Annotated in this window: 20 protein-coding genes and 1 pseudogene; 13 read left to right on the forward strand and 8 right to left on the reverse strand. The window is 63.7% G+C overall.

Annotated elements, in window-relative coordinates; all coding sequences use genetic code 11:
* The first annotated feature begins 27 nt into the window (after nucleotides 1-27).
* Entirely contained in the window at nucleotides 28-300 is a 273-nt protein-coding gene (locus JHX87_RS08255) for a hypothetical protein (RefSeq protein ID WP_271885686.1), read from the forward strand.
* 28 nt (nucleotides 301-328) lie between these two features.
* On the opposite strand, the gene JHX87_RS08260 is transcribed toward JHX87_RS08255, so the two are convergent.
* From JHX87_RS08260 to JHX87_RS08275, 4 genes are all read right to left on the reverse strand, one after another.
* Complete coding sequence (locus JHX87_RS08260) at nucleotides 329-979, reverse strand: L,D-transpeptidase (protein WP_271885685.1); 651 nt, start codon at nucleotides 977-979, stop codon at nucleotides 329-331.
* An 81-nt stretch (nucleotides 980-1,060) separates the two neighbouring features.
* A complete protein-coding gene (locus JHX87_RS08265; RefSeq protein ID WP_165455780.1) occupies nucleotides 1,061-1,582 on the reverse strand; it encodes a DUF305 domain-containing protein in 522 nt (173 codons plus the stop codon).
* A 24-nt stretch (nucleotides 1,583-1,606) separates the two neighbouring features.
* A complete protein-coding gene (locus JHX87_RS08270; RefSeq protein ID WP_271885683.1) occupies nucleotides 1,607-2,206 on the reverse strand; it encodes a DsbA family protein in 600 nt (199 codons plus the stop codon).
* A gap of 28 nt (nucleotides 2,207-2,234) precedes the next feature.
* Nucleotides 2,235-3,731: a multicopper oxidase family protein gene (locus JHX87_RS08275; protein WP_271885681.1), complete on the reverse strand. Its 1,497-nt coding sequence runs from the start codon at nucleotides 3,729-3,731 to the stop codon at nucleotides 2,235-2,237.
* 654 nt (nucleotides 3,732-4,385) lie between these two features.
* Here JHX87_RS08275 and JHX87_RS08280 point away from each other — a divergent pair.
* A complete protein-coding gene (locus JHX87_RS08280) occupies nucleotides 4,386-5,648 on the forward strand; it encodes a tyrosine-type recombinase/integrase (protein WP_271885679.1) in 1,263 nt (420 codons plus the stop codon).
* 51 nt (nucleotides 5,649-5,699) lie between these two features.
* On the opposite strand, the gene JHX87_RS08285 is transcribed toward JHX87_RS08280, so the two are convergent.
* Entirely contained in the window at nucleotides 5,700-6,296 is a 597-nt protein-coding gene (locus JHX87_RS08285) for a hypothetical protein (RefSeq protein WP_271885677.1), read from the reverse strand.
* Nucleotides 6,297-6,801: 505 nt separating this feature from the next.
* Between JHX87_RS08285 and JHX87_RS08290 the strand changes: the two genes are divergently transcribed.
* The 8 genes and pseudogenes from JHX87_RS08290 to JHX87_RS08325 all read left to right on the forward strand — a co-directional run bounded on the left by JHX87_RS08290 (nucleotide 6,802) and on the right by JHX87_RS08325 (nucleotide 12,916).
* Entirely contained in the window at nucleotides 6,802-7,050 is a 249-nt protein-coding gene (locus JHX87_RS08290; protein WP_272833915.1) for a helix-turn-helix transcriptional regulator, read from the forward strand.
* Entirely contained in the window at nucleotides 7,047-7,310 is a 264-nt protein-coding gene (locus JHX87_RS08295; RefSeq protein ID WP_271885673.1) for a hypothetical protein, read from the forward strand. The genes JHX87_RS08290 and JHX87_RS08295 overlap by 4 nt, the downstream gene beginning before the upstream one ends.
* Entirely contained in the window at nucleotides 7,307-7,705 is a 399-nt protein-coding gene (locus JHX87_RS08300) for a VRR-NUC domain-containing protein (protein ID WP_271885672.1), read from the forward strand. The genes JHX87_RS08295 and JHX87_RS08300 overlap by 4 nt, the downstream gene beginning before the upstream one ends.
* On the forward strand, nucleotides 7,702-8,712 hold the full coding sequence (locus JHX87_RS08305) for a helix-turn-helix domain-containing protein (protein ID WP_271885671.1): 1,011 nt from the start codon (nucleotides 7,702-7,704) through the stop codon (nucleotides 8,710-8,712). The genes JHX87_RS08300 and JHX87_RS08305 overlap by 4 nt, the downstream gene beginning before the upstream one ends.
* Nucleotides 8,709-9,410 carry a hypothetical protein gene (locus tag JHX87_RS08310; protein ID WP_271885669.1) on the forward strand — a complete coding sequence of 234 codons (702 nt, stop codon included), beginning with the start codon at nucleotides 8,709-8,711 and terminating at the stop codon, nucleotides 9,408-9,410. Before JHX87_RS08305 ends, JHX87_RS08310 begins: the two co-directional genes overlap by 4 nt.
* Before the next feature lie 378 nt (nucleotides 9,411-9,788).
* Nucleotides 9,789-11,042: a DNA methyltransferase gene (locus tag JHX87_RS08315; RefSeq protein ID WP_271885668.1), complete on the forward strand. Its 1,254-nt coding sequence runs from the start codon at nucleotides 9,789-9,791 to the stop codon at nucleotides 11,040-11,042.
* A 4-nt stretch (nucleotides 11,043-11,046) separates the two neighbouring features.
* Nucleotides 11,047-11,553: pseudogene (locus JHX87_RS08320) on the forward strand (DNA cytosine methyltransferase); the annotation flags it as partial.
* A gap of 205 nt (nucleotides 11,554-11,758) precedes the next feature.
* Complete coding sequence (locus JHX87_RS08325) at nucleotides 11,759-12,916, forward strand: toll/interleukin-1 receptor domain-containing protein (RefSeq protein WP_272833916.1); 1,158 nt, start codon at nucleotides 11,759-11,761, stop codon at nucleotides 12,914-12,916.
* On the opposite strand, the gene JHX87_RS08330 is transcribed toward JHX87_RS08325, so the two are convergent.
* The 3 genes from JHX87_RS08330 to JHX87_RS08340 all read right to left on the reverse strand — a co-directional run bounded on the left by JHX87_RS08330 (nucleotide 12,862) and on the right by JHX87_RS08340 (nucleotide 15,556).
* Nucleotides 12,862-14,051, reverse strand: a protein-coding gene (locus tag JHX87_RS08330; RefSeq protein ID WP_140849566.1) for an IS3 family transposase whose coding sequence is annotated in 2 segments (ribosomal slippage) — nucleotides 12,862-13,799 and nucleotides 13,799-14,051 — 1,191 coding nt in all. Because the reading frame shifts where the segments join, the coding sequence is not laid out codon by codon here. The two genes, JHX87_RS08325 and JHX87_RS08330, sit on opposite strands and share 55 nt — an antisense overlap.
* 490 nt (nucleotides 14,052-14,541) lie before the next feature.
* Nucleotides 14,542-15,090, reverse strand: coding sequence for a DUF3489 domain-containing protein (locus JHX87_RS08335; RefSeq protein ID WP_271886833.1), 549 nt, complete (start codon nucleotides 15,088-15,090; stop codon nucleotides 14,542-14,544).
* Nucleotides 15,091-15,229: 139 nt separating this feature from the next.
* Nucleotides 15,230-15,556, reverse strand: a complete 327-nt coding sequence (locus JHX87_RS08340; protein ID WP_419182192.1) for a hypothetical protein — start codon at nucleotides 15,554-15,556, stop codon at nucleotides 15,230-15,232.
* A 23-nt stretch (nucleotides 15,557-15,579) separates the two neighbouring features.
* On the opposite strand from JHX87_RS08340, the gene JHX87_RS08345 reads away from it, so the two are divergent.
* The 3 genes from JHX87_RS08345 to JHX87_RS08355 are packed head-to-tail and all read left to right on the forward strand — an operon-like array spanning nucleotide 15,580 to nucleotide 18,379.
* Nucleotides 15,580-16,173 (forward strand): hypothetical protein, encoded by a 594-nt coding sequence (locus JHX87_RS08345; RefSeq protein ID WP_271886834.1) that lies wholly within the window; start codon nucleotides 15,580-15,582, stop codon nucleotides 16,171-16,173.
* Entirely contained in the window at nucleotides 16,121-18,163 is a 2,043-nt protein-coding gene (locus JHX87_RS08350; protein WP_271886835.1) for a phage terminase large subunit family protein, read from the forward strand. The genes JHX87_RS08345 and JHX87_RS08350 overlap by 53 nt, the downstream gene beginning before the upstream one ends.
* 3 nt (nucleotides 18,164-18,166) lie before the next feature.
* Nucleotides 18,167-18,379, forward strand: coding sequence for a phage head-tail joining protein (locus tag JHX87_RS08355; protein ID WP_271886836.1), 213 nt, complete (start codon nucleotides 18,167-18,169; stop codon nucleotides 18,377-18,379).

Raw genomic sequence — 18,379 nt, forward strand, 5'->3', positions numbered from 1 at the left:
ATCACCACCATAGCCAAGGAGTTTCCCATGCAGAAAAGAACCGCCGCCATCGTCCTGACGCTCCTCATCCTCGCCGGATGCGCAGCCCAGACGCCCGATATCGCCGCCGAGGAGGCCTCGCCCTATCCGATCCCAAACGAGGTCGTCGCCATTGCCGGCCCTAACCAGGACCTGACCACGGCGCGCCTCGACCCGGCGGATGACTGCTATTGGTACTACCACGCAGGTCCGGTCGAAACGACGCTGGTGCCGCTGCGGGCCGCGAATGGCAACCAAATCTGCAACGCAAAACCGGTCTGACCCATCAGGATCGCCGGAGGGCAGCAGACTAGCTTATCGTTGTCACGCTGCCCTCCGGTGAATAGAGATAGGCGGTCGAACCGATCTGGACCCGCGGGTAGAGCCCGTTGATATGGGCCATGACCATGCGGACGCAGCCGGAACTGGCGCGGCTGCCGATCGAGGTTGGAAACGGCGTGCCGTGAATGCGCAGATAGGTATCGCGGTCGCCGAGATAGAGATACAGCGCACGCGAACCCAGAGCGTTCCGAGGGCCGGGTTCCATGCCGTCCTCATATTGCGCATAGACCTCGGGTTCGCGCTCGATCATGTTGCGCGTCGGGGTCCAATGCGGCCATTCGGCCTTGCGCTTGATCGTATAAGTGCCCGGCTCGTAAAGATCGCCCCTGCCGATGGCCACGCCGTAACGCATCGCCGTGCCGCCCTCTTCGATGTGATAAAGGTATCGGGCCACCGCATCGACATGAATGTCGCCCGGCACCAGCCCTGCGTTCGCAGTGACTCGCTGCGGCAGGTAACGCGCGTGCAGTCCCCAGGGATTGGGACCACCGGCCTCGACCTCGGCATCCCAAGCGGCCTTTTGCGCCGCGTCGGGCCAGGTTGAGGCCATGACCGGCGTGGCGGCGGCCGCCGAAAACAGCGCCGTCGTCGTGCGGATGAAATGTCTGCGTGTCAGCATGTGATTGCTCCTTGTCCTTTCCTTGTATCTTCAGATGGAAGCGGCAAGCGCAGCGACTTCTGCGATTGCCGTGCCGTATCTTCAGCGCCCATCGACCTCTGGCGTCGCCGCTGGCCCGCCTTCCAGATCGGCGATCAGCGCCTTCATTTCCGCGATTTCCAGAGTCTGCGCCTCGATGATGCTGTCCGCCAGCGCCCGGACGCGAGGATCCGAGATATCCGCACGGGTGGATGTCAGGATCGCAATGGAATGATGCGGAATCATCGCCTTCATCCAGGCGGTATCATCGACCGTTGCCTGACTGCGGACCAGAAACAGGCCAAGCGCAAATGCCAGAATCGAAACGCCCGCGACGATCAAATTGGCACGCGGACTGCGATACATCCCCAGCATGAAGGCCAACATGATCAGCGCCATGGCACCGCCCATGTAGAGCGCCATCCACATCCGGGTCTGGCTGAAAAAGACGTGATCGATCGCCCAGGTGTTCAGATACATCAACCCGAACATGATGACCGTCGAGGTGACGATCATCGCCGCAAAACGGCCATAGCTTCCGCCGCTCAGGCTTCCGTGGCTGTTGTGTTGATCAGAATGATCCATGACGTTGTCCTTTCGTGAAATTTGTCAGTTCCGGCGCGAGGCCGCGACCAGTTCGGCCAGTTCCGACGATGAAATCGCTCCAAAGCGCGAATCTGATCCGGCTATAAAGGTTGGTGTGCCGGCCAAACCCATCGCCTCGGCCAGCCCATTGGACTGCTGGATATGCTGAGCAATCTCCGGGCTGTCCATGTCGCGCTGTAATTGCTGGGTGTTCAACCCTATAGATCGCGCAACACGCAGGACACCGGCCTTTTCAGCCCGGGGTTTCTGCCCCATCAGGGCGCGATGAAAGTCGGCGTAGCGGCCCTGCTTGCGCGAAGCCAGCGCTGCGCGGGCCGCGAAAACCGAACCCTCGCCAAAGACCGGCCATTCCCGCATCACCATCCGCAACCCGGGATCAGCTGCGAGAACCGCATCGATCACCGGCATCATCGCGCGGCAGAATTGGCAGTTGTAATCGAAGAACTCGATCAAAGTTGCATCGCCGTCAGGATTGCCGAAGATCGGGGCATTCGCGTCACGTTCAAGCTGCCTGCGGAACTCGGGTGGCAGCGAATGCCCGGCCCACGCCAGACGAGGAGCAATGGCCATCGTCGGGGCCGCGAGCGCCAGGGTCAGGATCATGCGTCGCTGATACATGGTGCTTCCCCCCTCACGCCGAGACCGCGAAAGTCGTCATCATGCCGCTGGCAAGATGCGGCATGTGGTGACAATGCAGCATCCACTCCGCCGCCTCGCCCGCATCCAGCGCCACCGTGACCATTGACATGGGCGGCACATAGACCGTGTCGCGCAAAGCACCGGCGAACCGCTTGCCATTGAGGGCGACGACCTGAAAATGATGGCCGTGCAGATGCATCGGATGGCCCATCATCGACATGTTGTGAAACATGATCTCGACCCGCTGACCCGATTTGGCCGCAACCGGAATTCGGTCCTCGAACACACGGTCATTGATGGTCCAGCGATAGGGCTGCATCTGCCCGCCCAGCATCACCATGGGTGAGGCATCGGCAGCACGTTCCGTCAGCGGAGCAACGGCCCGCAAGGCGGCTTCCTGCGCAAGGTCGATATCGAATGCAGGTGCCGCATCGTCGGCCATTCCGAGAATGACCGGCACGTTGGCGCCAGAAGTGGCAAGGATAAGGCCGGTGCGCTCATGCGCGCCTTCGCGCAGAGCAAGGATCGGCCAGGCGCCGCCACCGGCGGGCAGGTCAAGTTCGATATCCAGGCGCTGACCCATGGCCAGACCGAAGCGTGTTCCCGGCAAGGGCTGCACCGGCTGGCCATCCACCGCGACAAGCCGGCCTGGAACCTCGCCGCTGTCGATCCAGAACACCGTGGCAGCAGCCCCATTGATGACCCGCAAAAGGATGCGGCCACCCTTTTCCACCTGCACGACCTCGGGGTCGCCCAGGGTGCGGTCATTCGCCAGATAAGCGTCGAAATCGAAATCGTTGAGGTCCATCTGCATCCCGCTCATGCCGGGCATGGACATGCCGCCCATTTCCGACATCCCGTTCATGGCCATACCGCCACCCATTTCATGGCCGACATTGGGATCGTTTGCCTGCGGCATTTCGGTTTCGGCCGCCTCTTCATGCCCCTTTCCCGAGCGAATTTCGTCCAGCACCTCTTCCGGCGAGCGGAAGGAAAAATCATGCAGGAACATGGTGACCTCTTGCCGATCAACTCGCAGATCCCCGGGGCGGCGGACGATCAGGGGTGCGGCCAGTAACTGCATCTCCTGAATGGGCACATGGCTGTGCATCCAGTGCGTGCCTGCTGCGGCCTCAAAATCATAGCCACGCGTCTCTCCTGGCTGCAGCAGCGGCATCGGCATATCGGGAACGCCGTCCTGCGCGTTCGGCGGGATCTGTCCATGCCAATGAATGATCGTCGGCTCGGTCAGATCGTTGGTCAGGTCCAGCAGGAAACGCTGGCCGGGGTCCAGAATAAGCCCGGGTGTTCCGTTGCCGTTGATCAGCCCGAAAACCGTGGCGGCGCGGCCATCGATGTCAAGCGTGCGCGTCGTTGCCTGCAATGCCAGCGCGGCTGGCTGAGCAAAGCCCGCGCGCGGGATGGCAAAAGCTGCGGCCATGGCAGCGGATGCGGTCAGAAAGCCGCGGCGATTCAGTGTGCAAGTCATATGAATAATCCATCAGACCCCGTAGGGCGAACCATGTTCGGCACCTTGAAAGGTGCGGCAAGCAAGTGTTCAGATGGATTTCGGAGGGCGGTATCCGGGGCCGACCAGAAGGCCCTCACGTGTCTCCGATATAGAGTGCCATTTCAGCGAATGCTCTGTCTCAACAGGCGCAAGTTGCGCGGCAGCAAGCCAGGGCGTAGGTGCGCCGACACATACAATCGCACAGGCATCGGTCATATCGTGCCGAGAGGTTGCCCCCGGAGAGCCGTGCTCATGCCCGCCTTTGTCACCGGGATGGCTGATCGAAGCGACAACGTGATCGGCCGACAGTCCGGCTGTGCCAGCACTTTGCCCATGCTGCGTCACGCCCGCGAACACGAGCAGGACAACAAGCAGAGAATATATCGCGCGGCACATCATGTGGTTGAGTTGGAACCGATGAAACTAGCTTGACAATACGCAGGACAGGCTCTCGTTGCAATTCACGGTTTAATCAAAAGAGGGTGTAGGTTTCTCCCTTCAGAGCCATTGACCGGCAGCCCTCCCCCGAGGTTCTGCCACCTTCCGCCTCCCCGCCGGTCTGACCGGCGATGTATGACTTGCCATGCGCGCGAGGCTGAGCCTCATGTGGGATGCAAGTAGGAGGCACTGGGCATGGTGAAGCGATTGAGGTTGAACGAGAAATCGGTGCGCGAGGCGGCACCGGAACCGGGCCGGGACTATCAGATCTTCGACAGTGAGGTGCGGGGATTTGCCATCTGCATCTACCGTTCCGGAAACCGGGCCTTCACACTGGATTACCGACATGCCGGGCGGCAGCGGCGGATGACGCTGGGGCGGTGGCCGGAATGGTCGACGGCAGCGGCGCGGGAACGGGCCAAGGAACTGCGCCGCGACATCGATGCCGGCGGCGATCCGCTGGGCACGAAGGAGGATGGACGGGACGCGCCCCGCTTCAAGGATCTCGTCGAACGCTATGCCGAGGTGCATCTGCCCAATCTGGCGAAAACCAACGCGTCGGATCAGCGGTCAATGCTGACGAAGCTGGTCGGACCGGACTGGAACAACCGGCTGGTGACCGAGATCACCCCCTATGATGTGGAAAAGCTGCTGAACCGGATCGCCGAGGGACGGTCCCGGCCGCATAAGGCCAAGCCCAACAACCGGGCGCGGAAGCTGCAGGGATCGAAGCCCACGCCGGTGCGCGCCAACCGTGTCGGCGAAGTGCTCCGAAAAATGTTCACCTATGCGCAAAGCTGGGGCTGGCGCGAGGACAATCCGGCCTCGGGCTTTCGCCGCCGGATCGAGAACCCGCGCGAGCGTTTTCTGAGCCAAGATGAGATCCGCAAGCTCGCCGCCGCGCTGGACGCAGCCGAGGACCGGCGCGCGGCGGATATCATCCGGCTCTGCATGCTGACCGGCGCGCGTGTCGGCGAGGTCAGGCAGGCGCGGTTCGAGCATTTCAATCTCGAACACCTGAGTTGGTCCAAACCCGCCAGCATGACCAAGCAGCGGAAGATTCATCGCTTGCCGATCTCGGATGAAGCCGCCGCCATCGTTCGACAGCGGCAATTGCTGGTGCCGCGCGGCTGCCCGTTTCTGTTTCCCGGTGACGTGCCCGGTCAGCCGGTCAAGGAAATCCGCCGCTTCTGGCACCAGATCCAGAAGCAGGTCGGCATTCCCGATGTCCGCATCCACGATCTCCGCCATACCTTCGCCTCGCTGCTGGTCAGCGGCGGCGCCTCGTTGGAGATGATCGGCAAGCTCTTGGGTCACAGCCAGACCCAGACCACGGCACGTTACGCCCATCTGATGGATTCGCCGCTGCGCGCCGGGGTCGATGCCGTGGCCAGCGCCTTCCGGCCGAAGCCGGTGCTGGTGCATGATGCTGGGGAGCAAGCGCGGAAGAGCGCCTGAACGCCTGATCCACCACATTGCCGTTGCGCTGGACGCTGCCGCGCTCTGCCTTCAGCCATCCTCCTGCAGCGATTTCCAGATCGGTCCCAGCCTGCGCCGGATGGTGCTTTCGTCCGGCACCTCGCCATTTCGGGATTTTTCGGCGAACCATGCCTGCGCGTCCGCGATCCATTCGGCCTGCGTCGCCGGTAGACCGTGGAAATGAACGCGCCGGATCAGGGCGACATAGAGCCCCTCCCAATCATATCGTGATGGCGCACCGCCCGGGTCGGTCCAGCGGTTCGCCATGCCATTCAACAGTTCGAACTGATAGACCTCATCGGCCAGAACCATCAGATCGGCCAGTTCCACTTCGATGTGGTGCAAGGGATCGGCGATCATGGTCCAGCCCTCCTGTCCCGGCACGCGGATCCGCCGGATGCTCCGTGAGGCCTGTCCATTGTCCCACCGCCTGAACATGCTGAGAATATCGGCCACCGGCACGACGACCAGCCCTGCCAGTACCTCGCCGCCCTGTTCGATCGGTTCGATCGCGGTGACGATGTCCAGCTTGCCGGCAATCGCCCATCCCGCCAGATCGTAAGGGCTGCAATCCCAGCGGATCGTCACCTCCTGAACCGTGAAAAACGTGCGTTGCGGCAATGTCATGTTCCCTGCTCTCCCTGCTTTCGATGTCCAACGACCCGTTATCAGGACGCAGGCACCTGCCTTCATTGACCTCGCGCCCGGACACAGCTCCGCCGTTCGCGGAGTTACGGGGAACTCCGCGTTGATCGACCGCATCGGGCGTGATTGGGCGGATTTCTTCACCACCGGGGCGCGATTTGGCAAGAGCATTTGGCTGTGGAAAACGAACTCTTTGTTCTTGACATGTTCCGGGGCCAGCAACGGCAGAAACTGTTAGCGGCAACCGGCAGAACCGGTTCTGCCGGTTGTGGTTTCGACGGCTTTCGACGGCGTTCAGACCCGGCGCCGAATCACTGTCCTTCGCCCTGAGTTACGCCAAACCCAGCAAAACATGGGGTGGCATAACCTCCGGCGAGGTTACGCCACCTTCCGCCTCCCCGCCGGTGCTTTCGATGTGATTGTTCTTCTCCCCGTCAGCCGCCCGGTTCGGGCGATGCAAGATGGAGGCAAGAGCATGACACAACCCATGAGTGCGGAACCGGCAATTGAACCGCGCCTGCTGCGCGGCTGGATCAGCCGCTACGACCTGGCGCAGGAGCTGGGTCTCACGGTCGACACGCTGGGGCGCTGGGAGCGGCGGCGGAAAGGTCCGGCCTGTGTCCGCGCCGGTCGCAAGATCTTTTATCGGATGAGCGTGGTGCAGGACTGGCTGCAGTCGCAGGAGATGCCGCGGGTCGCAGAGGCGAAGCCCAGTAAGGCGCGGGGGCGGAAATGAACGCCATGACCCAGCTTGCTGATGCAGTCACCAACAGCGCATCGGTCGCGCCCTCCCCTGCTGATTGGCCCGCCCAGCGCCTGACCGAGGCGCGCGGCATCGTCGTCGATTTCGTCCATCACCCGGACAGCCTGATCATCCTCGCTTGCCGCGCCATCGCCGCGCATAGCCCGGACCCGCGGGAACGCGGCGAGGCCGTGGCTCTCGCTGGTCTGCTGATTGCCGTATCAAACCGTAGGCCGAAAGGCGGTGACGCATGACGCGCCGCACGCCCGAGGCCGAAATCCAGCGCGCCATCGTCCACACCTTGCGGATCGTATTGCCCCGCGATGCCATCATCCACCACTCCGCCAATGAGGTCGGGTCGAGTGGCAATGCCGCACGGCAGCGCCAGGCGATCCTGACCGGCATGGGCGTCTTCTCTGGCTTCGCCGATCTGATCATTCTCGCGGGCGGTCAGGTGCTGTTTCTGGAGGTCAAAAGCCCGTCCGGCAGGCTCAGCCCGTCACAAAAAGCGTTTCGCGACATGGTGAAAGCCCAGGGCTTTGGCTGGGCGCTGGTGCGCTCCGTCGAGGATGCGCTGGGCGCACTTGCCGATCACGGCATCACCACCCGGGTGCAGGCCATGAACCCGCGCCGGAGGGCCTGCGCATGAGCCATTTCGCGACCAACTGGGCGATCCTGCAACGCGGTCTGAAGCCCGCGACCAAGATCGTGCTCTGGCATCTCTGCGACCGCCATAATCCCGATTTCGGCTGTTTTCCGACACAGGCGCGGCTGGCCGCCGATTGCGAGATCAGCCGCTCGGCCCTGAACGACCATCTGCGGAAACTGGAACGGGCCGGTCTGATCCGGCGCTGTGCAAGCGTCGATCCGGTGACGAAACGCCAGCAGCCGACCCGCTACATTCTCGGCTTCGAGGACGGCTTCGATCACCCGAATTCGGACCCATCTCCGAATTCCGGACATGGCGATTTTCCCGGGTTTTCGGGCGACGATTCTGACGGCGAATGTCGTCCTTTGTCGGCCAATGCTGTCAACCCGTGTCCGGAATCTGCACACGGAGCCGTGTCCGGATTTGGGGCAGAGCCGTGTCCGGAAAATGGCGATTTCCGTGTCCGAATTCCGGACACTAACCCTGTAAGAGAACCATTAAGGGAACCAGTAAAGGAGGAGGAGGACGCGCGAGCACGCGATGATCGATTTGAGGAATTTTTCGGGAAGCTACTCGACGCCCTCGGTCTGGACACCGATGCCGCCCTTCCGGGCTGGTGGCAGGGCTGGCCACCCCGCGAACATGTCCGTCGCTGGATTACCGATCTCGGCCTGACCGAGGACCGGATCGTCGCCACGGCCCGGGACAGCCGCAGCACCCACCCCAATCCACCGGACGGTCCAAGAGCGCTGGACCGGGTCATGGAACGGGCGGCACGCGCTTCCAGCAATCCTGCGCCCAGCACCGACGGCCAGCGTCGCAAGCCTCGAAGCAAGCCAGCAGACGCGCCGCGCGCCAGCATGGACGAAATCGCGGATTTCTATGCCGGGCTGGTGAACGGGGATGGCTATCTGCCGTCCAACGCCATCTCCAACACCGTGCGCAATGCCATGCTGGAGCGCGGGCTGGTGACGGCTGAACGGCTCAAAGCGCGGGGTGTGCTGTGACGGTTCATCCCAGCTTCCCAACCAAAGACGGTCGACCCACTCGAACCAAACGCGCACTGGGCGTCCAGCAGGTGCTGGAATGGGCCTTTCGGACCGAGAAGGCCCGGCTGGACCTGCCCGAGCCACCCGACCCGGAACGTGGCGATAGCGCTGGCTTCGGCCTCGAATACGTGCTGATGCAGCGCGCCGCGCTGGGCTGCCGGATCGATGGCGGGCGGTACAAGCCCGACAGTTCCACCCACGAGGATGCCGAGGTCATCGCCGCATGCGTCGCAGGATTGCCGACCTCGCTGGGCGGGCTGCGCATGGCGATCCGCATCGCCGAGCTGGCCCGCGCCGGGATGACGCCGGACTGGATGCCCGGCGCTGTGCCGCGCTGTGTCCCGGTGGAGATGAAGCGCAACCAGCATGGCGAACGCTCGATCACCATCGCCGTCGGCACGACCCGCGTCCTGTCACGCGGCAAGTGGCGGACGGTGGAACTTCGCGCCTGCCCGGTCACTTTCTCGCCGCATCCGGATCAGATCGCTGCGGCGCACCGGCATTACGAGCACTGGTGGCGGGCGCTGGACTGGGTTCACGACGGGTTGCGCGAGGGCGGCATGCTGCGCAGCATCGAGGTGACGGATGCGATGCCGAAACCGCAACCGTGGGAGCCCCGGACAGGCTGCGAACAGATCGGCAACAAAACAGTTTGACATTCGTGCCCCTCTTGACTCATACACCAAGCATCGAAGACGAGCGCCCGGAGAACAGACCTGCTCAGGCGCTCTTCCGGTTAGATCCTCCAGCACTACCCCCTGCCTCGGTTCCTCCCCGGCGCTGTCCGTATTCGGGGGGGCGCAGCGCGGAAGTTTGCCAGCGTCAGGCGTTTTCACCGGGGAATCCACCCGGAATCCACCTGAGCCAACCGAGCGCCGTTTCAGTCAATAAAACAAGGCGTTAGTTGCCGCCGCAGGGTGGATTCCCACTGGATTCCGAGGTGAATTCCAGAAGCCACTTCGCGGAAGCCACCGTGATCCAGGCGGAAGCCACCTCGCCAGAAGCCACCCAAAACCACAGGACGACCCCACCCCATGGACCTCACCTTCGCGCCGCGCCAGATCGAGTTCTGGCCGATCGAACGGCTGCGCCCCTATGCCCGGAACGCGAAGATGCACGGGCCCGATCAGGTCGCCCGGATCGCCGCCAGCATGGCGCGCTTCGGCTGGACCGTACCCTGCATGGTCGGCGACGATGGCGAGCTGATCGCGGGCCATGGCCGCGTGCTGGCGGCGACCGAGCTGGGGCTCAGCGAAGTGCCGGTGATCCGGCTCGGCCATCTCGACGAGGTCGAGCGCCGTGCCTACCGGATCGCCGACAACAAGCTGACGGAACTCGGCGACTGGGACGAGGCGCTGCTGCGTGACGAGGTCGCGGGGCTGCTGGCCGAGGATTTCGAGCTGTCGCTGCTGGGCTTTGCCGAGGACGAGCTGGAGGCGCTGCTGCAGGATCCGGCTCTCGGCGAAGATAGCGGCGCCGAGGGCGAGGACGAGGTTCCTGAAACTCCCGCCGACCCGGTCTCGCTGCCGGGCGATCTCTGGCGGCTCGGGCCGCACCGGCTGATCTGCGGCGACAGCACCAGCGCGGATGTCGTCGCAAAACTGCTGGGCGATGTCCGGCCGCTGCTGATGGTCACCGATCCGCCCTATGGCGTCGAATACGACCCGAGCTGGCGGAACCAGACCGGCGCATCGGCCACCAAGCGCACCGGAAAGGTGCTGAACGACGACCGGGCCGACTGGCGCGAGGCCTGGGCGCTGTTCCCGGGCGATGTCGCCTATGTCTGGCACGGCGCGCTGCATGCCACCACGGTCGCCGACAGCCTGATCGCGGCGGGCTTCGATATCCGCTCGCAAATCATCTGGGCCAAGGACCGGTTGGTCCTCAGCCGCGGCGATTATCACTGGCAGCACGAGCCCTGCTGGTACGCGGTGAAGAAGCGCGGCAAGGGCCATTGGTCCGGGGATCGCAAACAGACCACCCTCTGGCAGATCGCCAATCGCGATCAGGATGCGGAAACGGTGCATGGCACGCAGAAGCCGGTCGAATGCATGCGCCGCCCGATCCTGAACAACTCCAGCCCCGGGCAGGCGATCTATGAGCCCTTCATGGGCTCCGGCACGACACTGATCGCCGCCGAGACCACTGGTAGGGTCTGCTACGGGATCGAGTTGAACCCCGCCTATGTCGATGTCGCCATCGCCCGCTGGCAGAACCTGACCGGGCAATCGGCGGTGCTGGAAGGCACAGACAAGACCTTCGCCGACCTGACAACCTCCCGACGCTGAGACCATGAATGACCTGGCTTTACCTGCCCCCGGATACGCTTCCGGGGCCGATGACACCTGCCTCTTCGGGCTTTCCCTCTGTTCCGGCGCGGGCGGGATCGATCTCGGCCTCACCCTCGCCCTGCCCGGATATCGAACTGTGGGCCATGTCGAGCGGGAAACCTTCGCTGCGGCCACTCTCGTGGCGCGGATGGCGGACGCGGCCCTGGATCAGGCTGTTATCTGGGACGACATTGCCACTTTCGACGGCAAGCCTTGGCGCGGCGCGGTGGATATCGTTTCTGCGGGCTATCCGTGCCAGCCGTTCAGCGTGGCGGGAAAGCGCCGGGGTGCCGAGGATCCCCGCCATCTCTGGCCGCATGTTGCCCGGATCATCGGCGAGGCTGAGCCGCCCTTCGTCTTCCTCGAAAACGTCGCCCATCATCTCCGCCTCGGCTTCCCCGAAGTCGCAGGCGGACTGGTCGGCATGGGCTACAGGCTTGCGGCAGGATTGTTTACGGCGGCGGAAGTCGGCGCGCCCCATCGGCGCGAACGGCTCTTCATCCTCGCCATTCGGGAAGGCGACGAACTGGCCGACCCCGCGCGCCTGCTCCGGCACCCGCTCGAGTGGCGGGAACCGGACGGAACTTTTGCGCCTCTGGCCGACGCCAAGGGCCAGCGCCAACGAGAACCGGCAGACGAAACCGACGCCATCGCAGGTGGCGGGCAAGCACGGGATGAACCTCGCGACGACGGCCGCGCAATGGCCGACGCCGCTGGCGACGGATGGTGCGAAACCGAGCGCTGGCAGCCGCAAATCGGCGGACCTGACCCATGCGGCGGGCATGTGGATGACGCCGACAGCGCGGGATCACAAGGACGGGGCAACGACGCTGGCGAACACGCCGGTGAACGGCCTCCTTGGCCGCCAGGTCCTCACGACGCCGAGGGCTGGCAGCGATACCTCCGATCAGCGCCGGACGCTGAACCCGCTGTTCGTCGAGGCGCTGATGGGCTGGCCCACCGGGTGGACCGGCTCCGCCTCTGTGGCAATGGCGTGGTCCCCCTGGTTGCGGCGCATGCGCTCCGAACTCTGGCGCATCAGCTGCTGGAGGGCGGGTGAAATGGTGGGGCAAATGGCCGATGTCAGCCCATTGCCGATCCTCGCAGACTGCGGCTATGCTAGACGTATGGCTGAAAATCGAGACTATGATATCGCACTTTCATTCGCCGGCGAAGAACGTGATTACGTTGATCGAGTGGCAAATCTTCTGAAAGAGCGAGGTATAAAGGTATTTTATGACCTCTTTGAGGAGGCGGACCTCTGGGGCAAAGACCTCTATGTCCACCTTTCGGAGGTCTATCACCGGCGCGCCCAGTTCACTGTTATGTTCATCTCCAGAGCCTATGCTGATAAGCTTTGGACTAATCATGAGCGGAAATCGGCGCAGGCCCGCGCTTTCCAAGAAGCGCAGGAGTACATTCTACCTGCAAGGTTCGATGACACTGAAATACCCGGCGTCCTGCCTACTGTGGGTTACATCTCGCTGAGAAACCGCTCGCCTGAAGATTTTGTTTCTCTCGTGACAAAGAAGCTCGTTAGTTCGGGAGGATCGGTCCCCACTGAGCTAGTTCGTCGCGATTTCAGCACGCTAGCGCGCGCAGAAGCGTCAGCCGGAAGTAAGCTTTCAATCAGTGTCCGAGATGACGAAGGTACGCCAATAAAGGGCTGTAACTTGACGGTGCAGGCCAACAACGGCACCTCAATCGCCGCTAAAACCGGCGATGACGGTCTCGCCGTATTCGAGCTAAAGGTTCGCAGTGACCTGCCCCTGAACTTTCATCCAGCCGCGACCGGAGCCCGGTTAGTGTTTACGCCAATTGGCGCAGGTTGAGCAATCGCCCGACGCGCGGAGCTTTCATCTCGCGCAGCGGGGCGGGCGATTGCGGCGGTCAGGGTCCGCGCGTAGTCAGCCGGGGTCTGGTAGTCCAAGGCCGAGTGCGGGCGTTCGGTGTTGTAGTCGGCAGCCCAGGCGGCGATCACGATACGGGCATGGGCCAGGTTGCGGAACATGGTCTCGTTGAGCAGCTCGTCCCGCATCCGCCCGTTGAAACTTTCCACAAATCCGTTCTGCATCGGCTTGCCCGGGGCGATGTAATGCCACTCAATGTCGCGATCGGCGGCAAAGGTTAAGATCGCGTTACTGGTCAGTTCGGTGCCGTTGTCAGAGACGATCATCCCGGGCTTTCCGCGGCGTTCGATCAGGGCGGCCAGTTCTCGCGCCACGCGCCGCCCCGAGATTGAGGTGTCCGGGATCGCCGCCAAACATTCCCGGGTCACGTCATCGACGATGTTCAGCACCCGGAATCTTCGCCCGCAATCGAACTGGTCATGGACGAAATCCAGCGACCAGCGTGCATTGGGCCGCGCCTCGACCAGGATAGGGGCCCGTGTTCCGACCGCCTTGCGCCGCGCCTTCCGCTTGCGCACCGTCAGCCCTTCTTCGCGGTAGAGCCGATAGATCCGATTGATCCCCGAGGGCTCGCCCTCGCGGCGCAGCAATACGAACAAGCGCCGGTAACCGAACCGCCGGCGCTCGTTGGCCAAGTCCCGCAACCGACCGCGTAACGCCGTATCCGGCGCGCGTCGGGATCGATAGCGGATCATCGTTCGATCCGCGCCGACGATGTGACAGGCCCGCCGTTCCGAGAGGCCATGCTCGGCCCGAAGATACGCAACGGCTTCACGCTTCACGGCGGGCCCTACCACTTTTTTGCAACCAGGTCCTTCATCGCCGCCAGATCCAGCATCTGCTCGGCCAGCAGCTTCTTCAGCTTGGCGTTCTCATCCTCGAGCCCCTTCAGCCGCTTCGCCTCCGACACCGTCATGCCGCCAAACTTGGCCTTCCAGTTGTAGAAGGTGCCTTCCGACATGCCGTGCTTCCGGCACAGGTCAGCGCACTTCGCGCCTGCCTCATGCTCTGCCAGGATGCCGATGATCTGTTCGTCCGTGAATCTCGTTCGCTTCATTGTCCGTCCTCAAGTTGGGCCGGACTCTAATCGCATCTGGAGGAAAAATCCCGGGGCAGGTCAGCAGGCCTAGCACTCTACTAGCCTCTCACCCAAGTTTTCCGGCAGCAATGTATGAAAAAGTGGACACCGAGGGAGAGATGGAGATTACGTTGCCGCGAATGGACAATATTGGCTCAATCACTATCCGGTCGACTGGTTATATTCCCGACCTGGAAGGGCGCTTGAACCCAATCCTTGATCACTCGAATAGAACCTATCTCTACGCCGACAACATTGCCATCAACGGGGGAGAGGTCCAGCCGAGTGTTTTCAAGATCAATGTGCCTTTTGAACTTGAGGACGCCAACGGAACCGTTGTGTACGCCACAGTCAAGCACATTGCGGCTGACCTTTCGCTACTTCAGTACACTAGAAGGCCTAAGGTTTAGTTTTTCCTGAACGGCCGCTTTCTACCGCGTCGCCATTCGATGCCACTGGCAGGCTGGTCCTATCTGATTGCTGCGTCGACATTTCCGGCAAGAATATAAACCCGCCCGCGGCGCTCGACCCTTTCGGAGGTCACCGTCAGCCCCAGTTTCTTCTTCAGCGAGCCGGAAATGGCGCCCCTGATGCTATGGTGCTGCCATCCCGTCGCCTCGGCAATCTCCGCGATGGTCGCGCCCTCCGGCGTTTGCAGCATGGCGATCAGCTGGGCCTGTTTCGTGCCGGGGCGCTGGGCGGCGGCAATGGCCTCGGGTTTTGCGTCGCGCAATCCGGCCATGGTCCTCACCACCACCGGGTCGATACCGATGGCGTCCAGCCCGGCCTCGGTGGCGATCAGCGTGGTGCCGTGACCGTCGCCGGTCTCGCGCCAGAGCGGCTCGTTGCGCCGGAGATTGGCTTCGACCTCTTCGATCCAGCCGAGTTTGATCATCCGACCGATGGCCATGTTCGCCGCCGCGCCATGTAGCCCCTCGGGCAGCGGCAGCGCGAGATTGCCCGGCCGCGCGCCGGCGCGGGTCAGGATCAGGGTCTGGGTGTCGGTGAGTTTCGTCATGGCTGGCTCCGTGCATCGCCGCCGCAGGCTGCGGTCGGCTTCTACGGAGCGTTCGCCCGGCTTACGCGGCCCCACGGGGGCCACAGTCCGGGCTCACCCCGCATAATGCGGGGCTCAGCGGTCGGCGCAGACCAGCGCGTCAGGCGGCGTGCTCACCTTCGCCGAAAGCAAAATCGCTGATCTGCTTCAGCAGGTGGGCCTGATATTCGAGGCTGCCGACATCGCCCCAGTTCAACCGCTCCGGGTCTGCCCCGAAATGATCCTCGCTGAAGTCCTGCAGCCGGGCCAGCATCGCGTCGATTTCGGCCTTCTTCGCGATAAAGGCGGCAAGGGCGGCGTCATTGGTGCGGGCGGTTTGGCGGGTCATTTCGGTCTCCGGGAGTTGCGTTTCGTTGATGCAGCATCGCTCCGGGGCGTCCTGAAGTGTAGAGAATTCGGAGCAATAACAGTGCTTTCTGATGCACATCACCATCATCTTCGGTGGCACCTATGAAGGGCATGAGCGAACGGGCCTATGCGGCCCATGCGGGACTGTCGCGTGGGGCGATCCAGAAGGCGCGCAGGAGCGGCAGGCTGGTCTTGTTTGAGGACGGCTCCATCGACGCGGCGGCGTCGGACTCAAGGCGCGCGGCCACCACCGATCCCGATCAGCAGAACCGATCCAACGGTGGCACGGCGCGGCAGGCTGCGGCATCGGAAAGACCAACCCGGCCCGCCGACAGTCTCGCCGCCCCTTCGATCTCCGGTCCGGGCGACAGCTCCTCCTATCTGAAGGCCCGGACGGCGCTGACGGTCTATCAGGCGCAGGAGCGCCAGATCGCGATCCAGAAGAAGAAGGGCGTGCTGGTCGACCGGGCGCGGGCCGAGACGCTGGTCTTTCGCCTCGCCCGGCAGGAGCGCGATGCCTGGGTGACCTGGCCCGCGCGCGTCGCCGCGATCATGGCGGCGGAACTGTCGGCCGAGATGGAAAAGACCACCGGGGAAGCAGCGAGCATCGGCACCGGGGTGCTGCAGAGGGTGCTGGAAACCCATGTCCGAGACCAGCTTGCCGCCCTCGCCGACCTCAAGGTTTCTCTTGAATGATGACGATAGGAGCGATGATCACAGCCCCGACCTGAGTTTCGACGGCGCCGAGGACATGTTGCGCGCCTGGTCGCGCGGCATCCGGCCCGATCCCGATCTGACGGTGTCCGAATGGGCGGACAGGCATCGCTGGCTGTCCTCGCGGGCGGCGGCAGAACCGGGGCGCTATCGCACCGCGCGGACACCGTACTTGCGCGAGATCATGGATGCGCTTTCGCCCCGGCACCCGGCTCAGCGGATCAGCTTCATGAAGGCCGCGCAGGTCGGAGCGACCGAGGCCGGGAACAACTGGATCGGCTTCGTCATCCATCACGCGCCGGGGCCGATGCTGGCGGTGCTGCCGACGGTCGAGATGGCCAAGCGCGCCTCGCGCGGGCGGCTCGATCCGTTGATTTCGGATTCGCCCGCGCTGCGCGAACGGGTCAGCCCGGCACGGTCCCGCGATGCCGGGAATTCGATGCTGTCCAAGGAATTCCCCGGCGGCATTCTGGTCCTGACCGGGGCGAACAGTGCGACCGGGCTGCGGTCCATGCCCGCGCGCTATCTGTTTCTGGACGAGATCGACGCCTACCCGCCCTCGGCCGATGAAGAGGGCGATCCGGTGACGCTGGCCGAGGCGCGCAGCACCACCTTCGCGCATCGCCGAAAGGTGTTTCTGGTCTCGACCCCGACGATCCGGGGGCTGAGCCGGATCGAGCAGGAATTCGAAGCTTCGGACCAGCGGCGCTTCTTCGTCCCCTGCCCGCATTGCGGTGCGATGCAATGGCTGGAGTTCGAGCGCCTGCGCTGGGAAAAGGGTCGGCCCGAGACCGCCGCCTATGCCTGCAACGCTTGCGATACGCTGATCGCCGAGCATCACAAGACCGCCATGCTGGAAGCTGGCGAATGGCGCGCGACGGCGATTGCAACTGACCCGCATCATGTCGGCTATCACCTCTCGGCGCTCTATTCGCCCATCGGCTGGAAAAGCTGGGAACAGATCGCCCGGGAATGGCTGGCCGCGCAAGGCAATGACGAGATGCTGCGCGCGGCGCGCAACACGCTGCTGGGCGAGACCTGGGTCGAGCGCGGCGAGGCGCCGGAATGGCAGCGGCTGGCCGACCGGCGGGAAGTTTTTGGCGCCCAGATCCCGGAGGGCGGTCTCTTCCTGACCGCCGGAGCCGATATCCAGAAAGACCGGATCGAGGTCGATATCTGGGCCTGGGGACGCGGACTGCAAAGCTGGCTCATCGATCACATCGTCATCCCGGGCGGTCCTGACAGCCCGGCGGCATGGGCGGAGCTGACCAAGTTGCTCGGCCGCACATGGCAGCATGCGCATGGCGCGGTCATGCCCATCGCAAAGCTGGCCATCGATACCGGCTATGAGGCGGCGGCGGTCTATGCCTGGGCGCGGGCGCAGGGCTTTGAACAGGTCGTGCCGGTCAAGGGGCTTGAGGGCTTCAACCGGGCAACGCCGGTCTCCGGGCCGACCTTTGTCGATGCGACCGTGGGCGGCAAACGCCTGCGCCGCGGCGCCCGGCTCTGGTCGGTGGCCACGGCCACCTTCAAGATCGAGACCTACCGGTTTCTACGGCTGGAACGGTCCGAAGAGGATCAACCCGATCCGCCGGGGATGATCCATCTGCCGGACTGGGCGGACAGCGAATGGCTGAAGCAGCTGGTCGCCGAACAGCTGGTCATGGTCCGCAACAAGCGCGGCTATGCCCGGCAGGAATGGCAGAAGCTGCGCGAAAGGAACGAGGCGCTGGACACCCGTGTCTATGCCCGCGCCGCCGCCTGGATCATGGGCGCGGATCGCTGGGACGAGCGCATGTGGCGGCAGCTGGAGGATCAGGCCGGAGTCGTGGCGCCAGTACCGGATGCGGGCGCAGCCCATTCAACCGATACCGCCGAGCCTGCTGCAGACCCGCCTGCCCGTCAGGCCGGTGCGCCACCGACCACGCCACGCCGCAAGCGGCAGACTTACACACCGCGTTTCATGAGGTGAGAGATGGAAATCGATCGGATGCAGGCGCTTTTGACGGCCCTGCAGGAGGCCCGGTTCAGCGGGCTGCGCAGCGTCAGCTATGACGGCAAGACCCTGACCTATGGTTCGGACGCCGAACTGGCCGCTGCCATCGCGGATCTGGAATCCCGGATCGCACGGGCGACGGGTTCCACGCGCCGTCGGCGCTGGGGCACCGTGGCCACGAAGGGACTCTGA

Origin of the sequence: Paracoccus fistulariae, from assembly GCF_028553785.1 — a bacterium.
In the GTDB taxonomy this organism is placed as follows: Bacteria; Pseudomonadota; Alphaproteobacteria; order Rhodobacterales; family Rhodobacteraceae; genus Paracoccus; species Paracoccus fistulariae.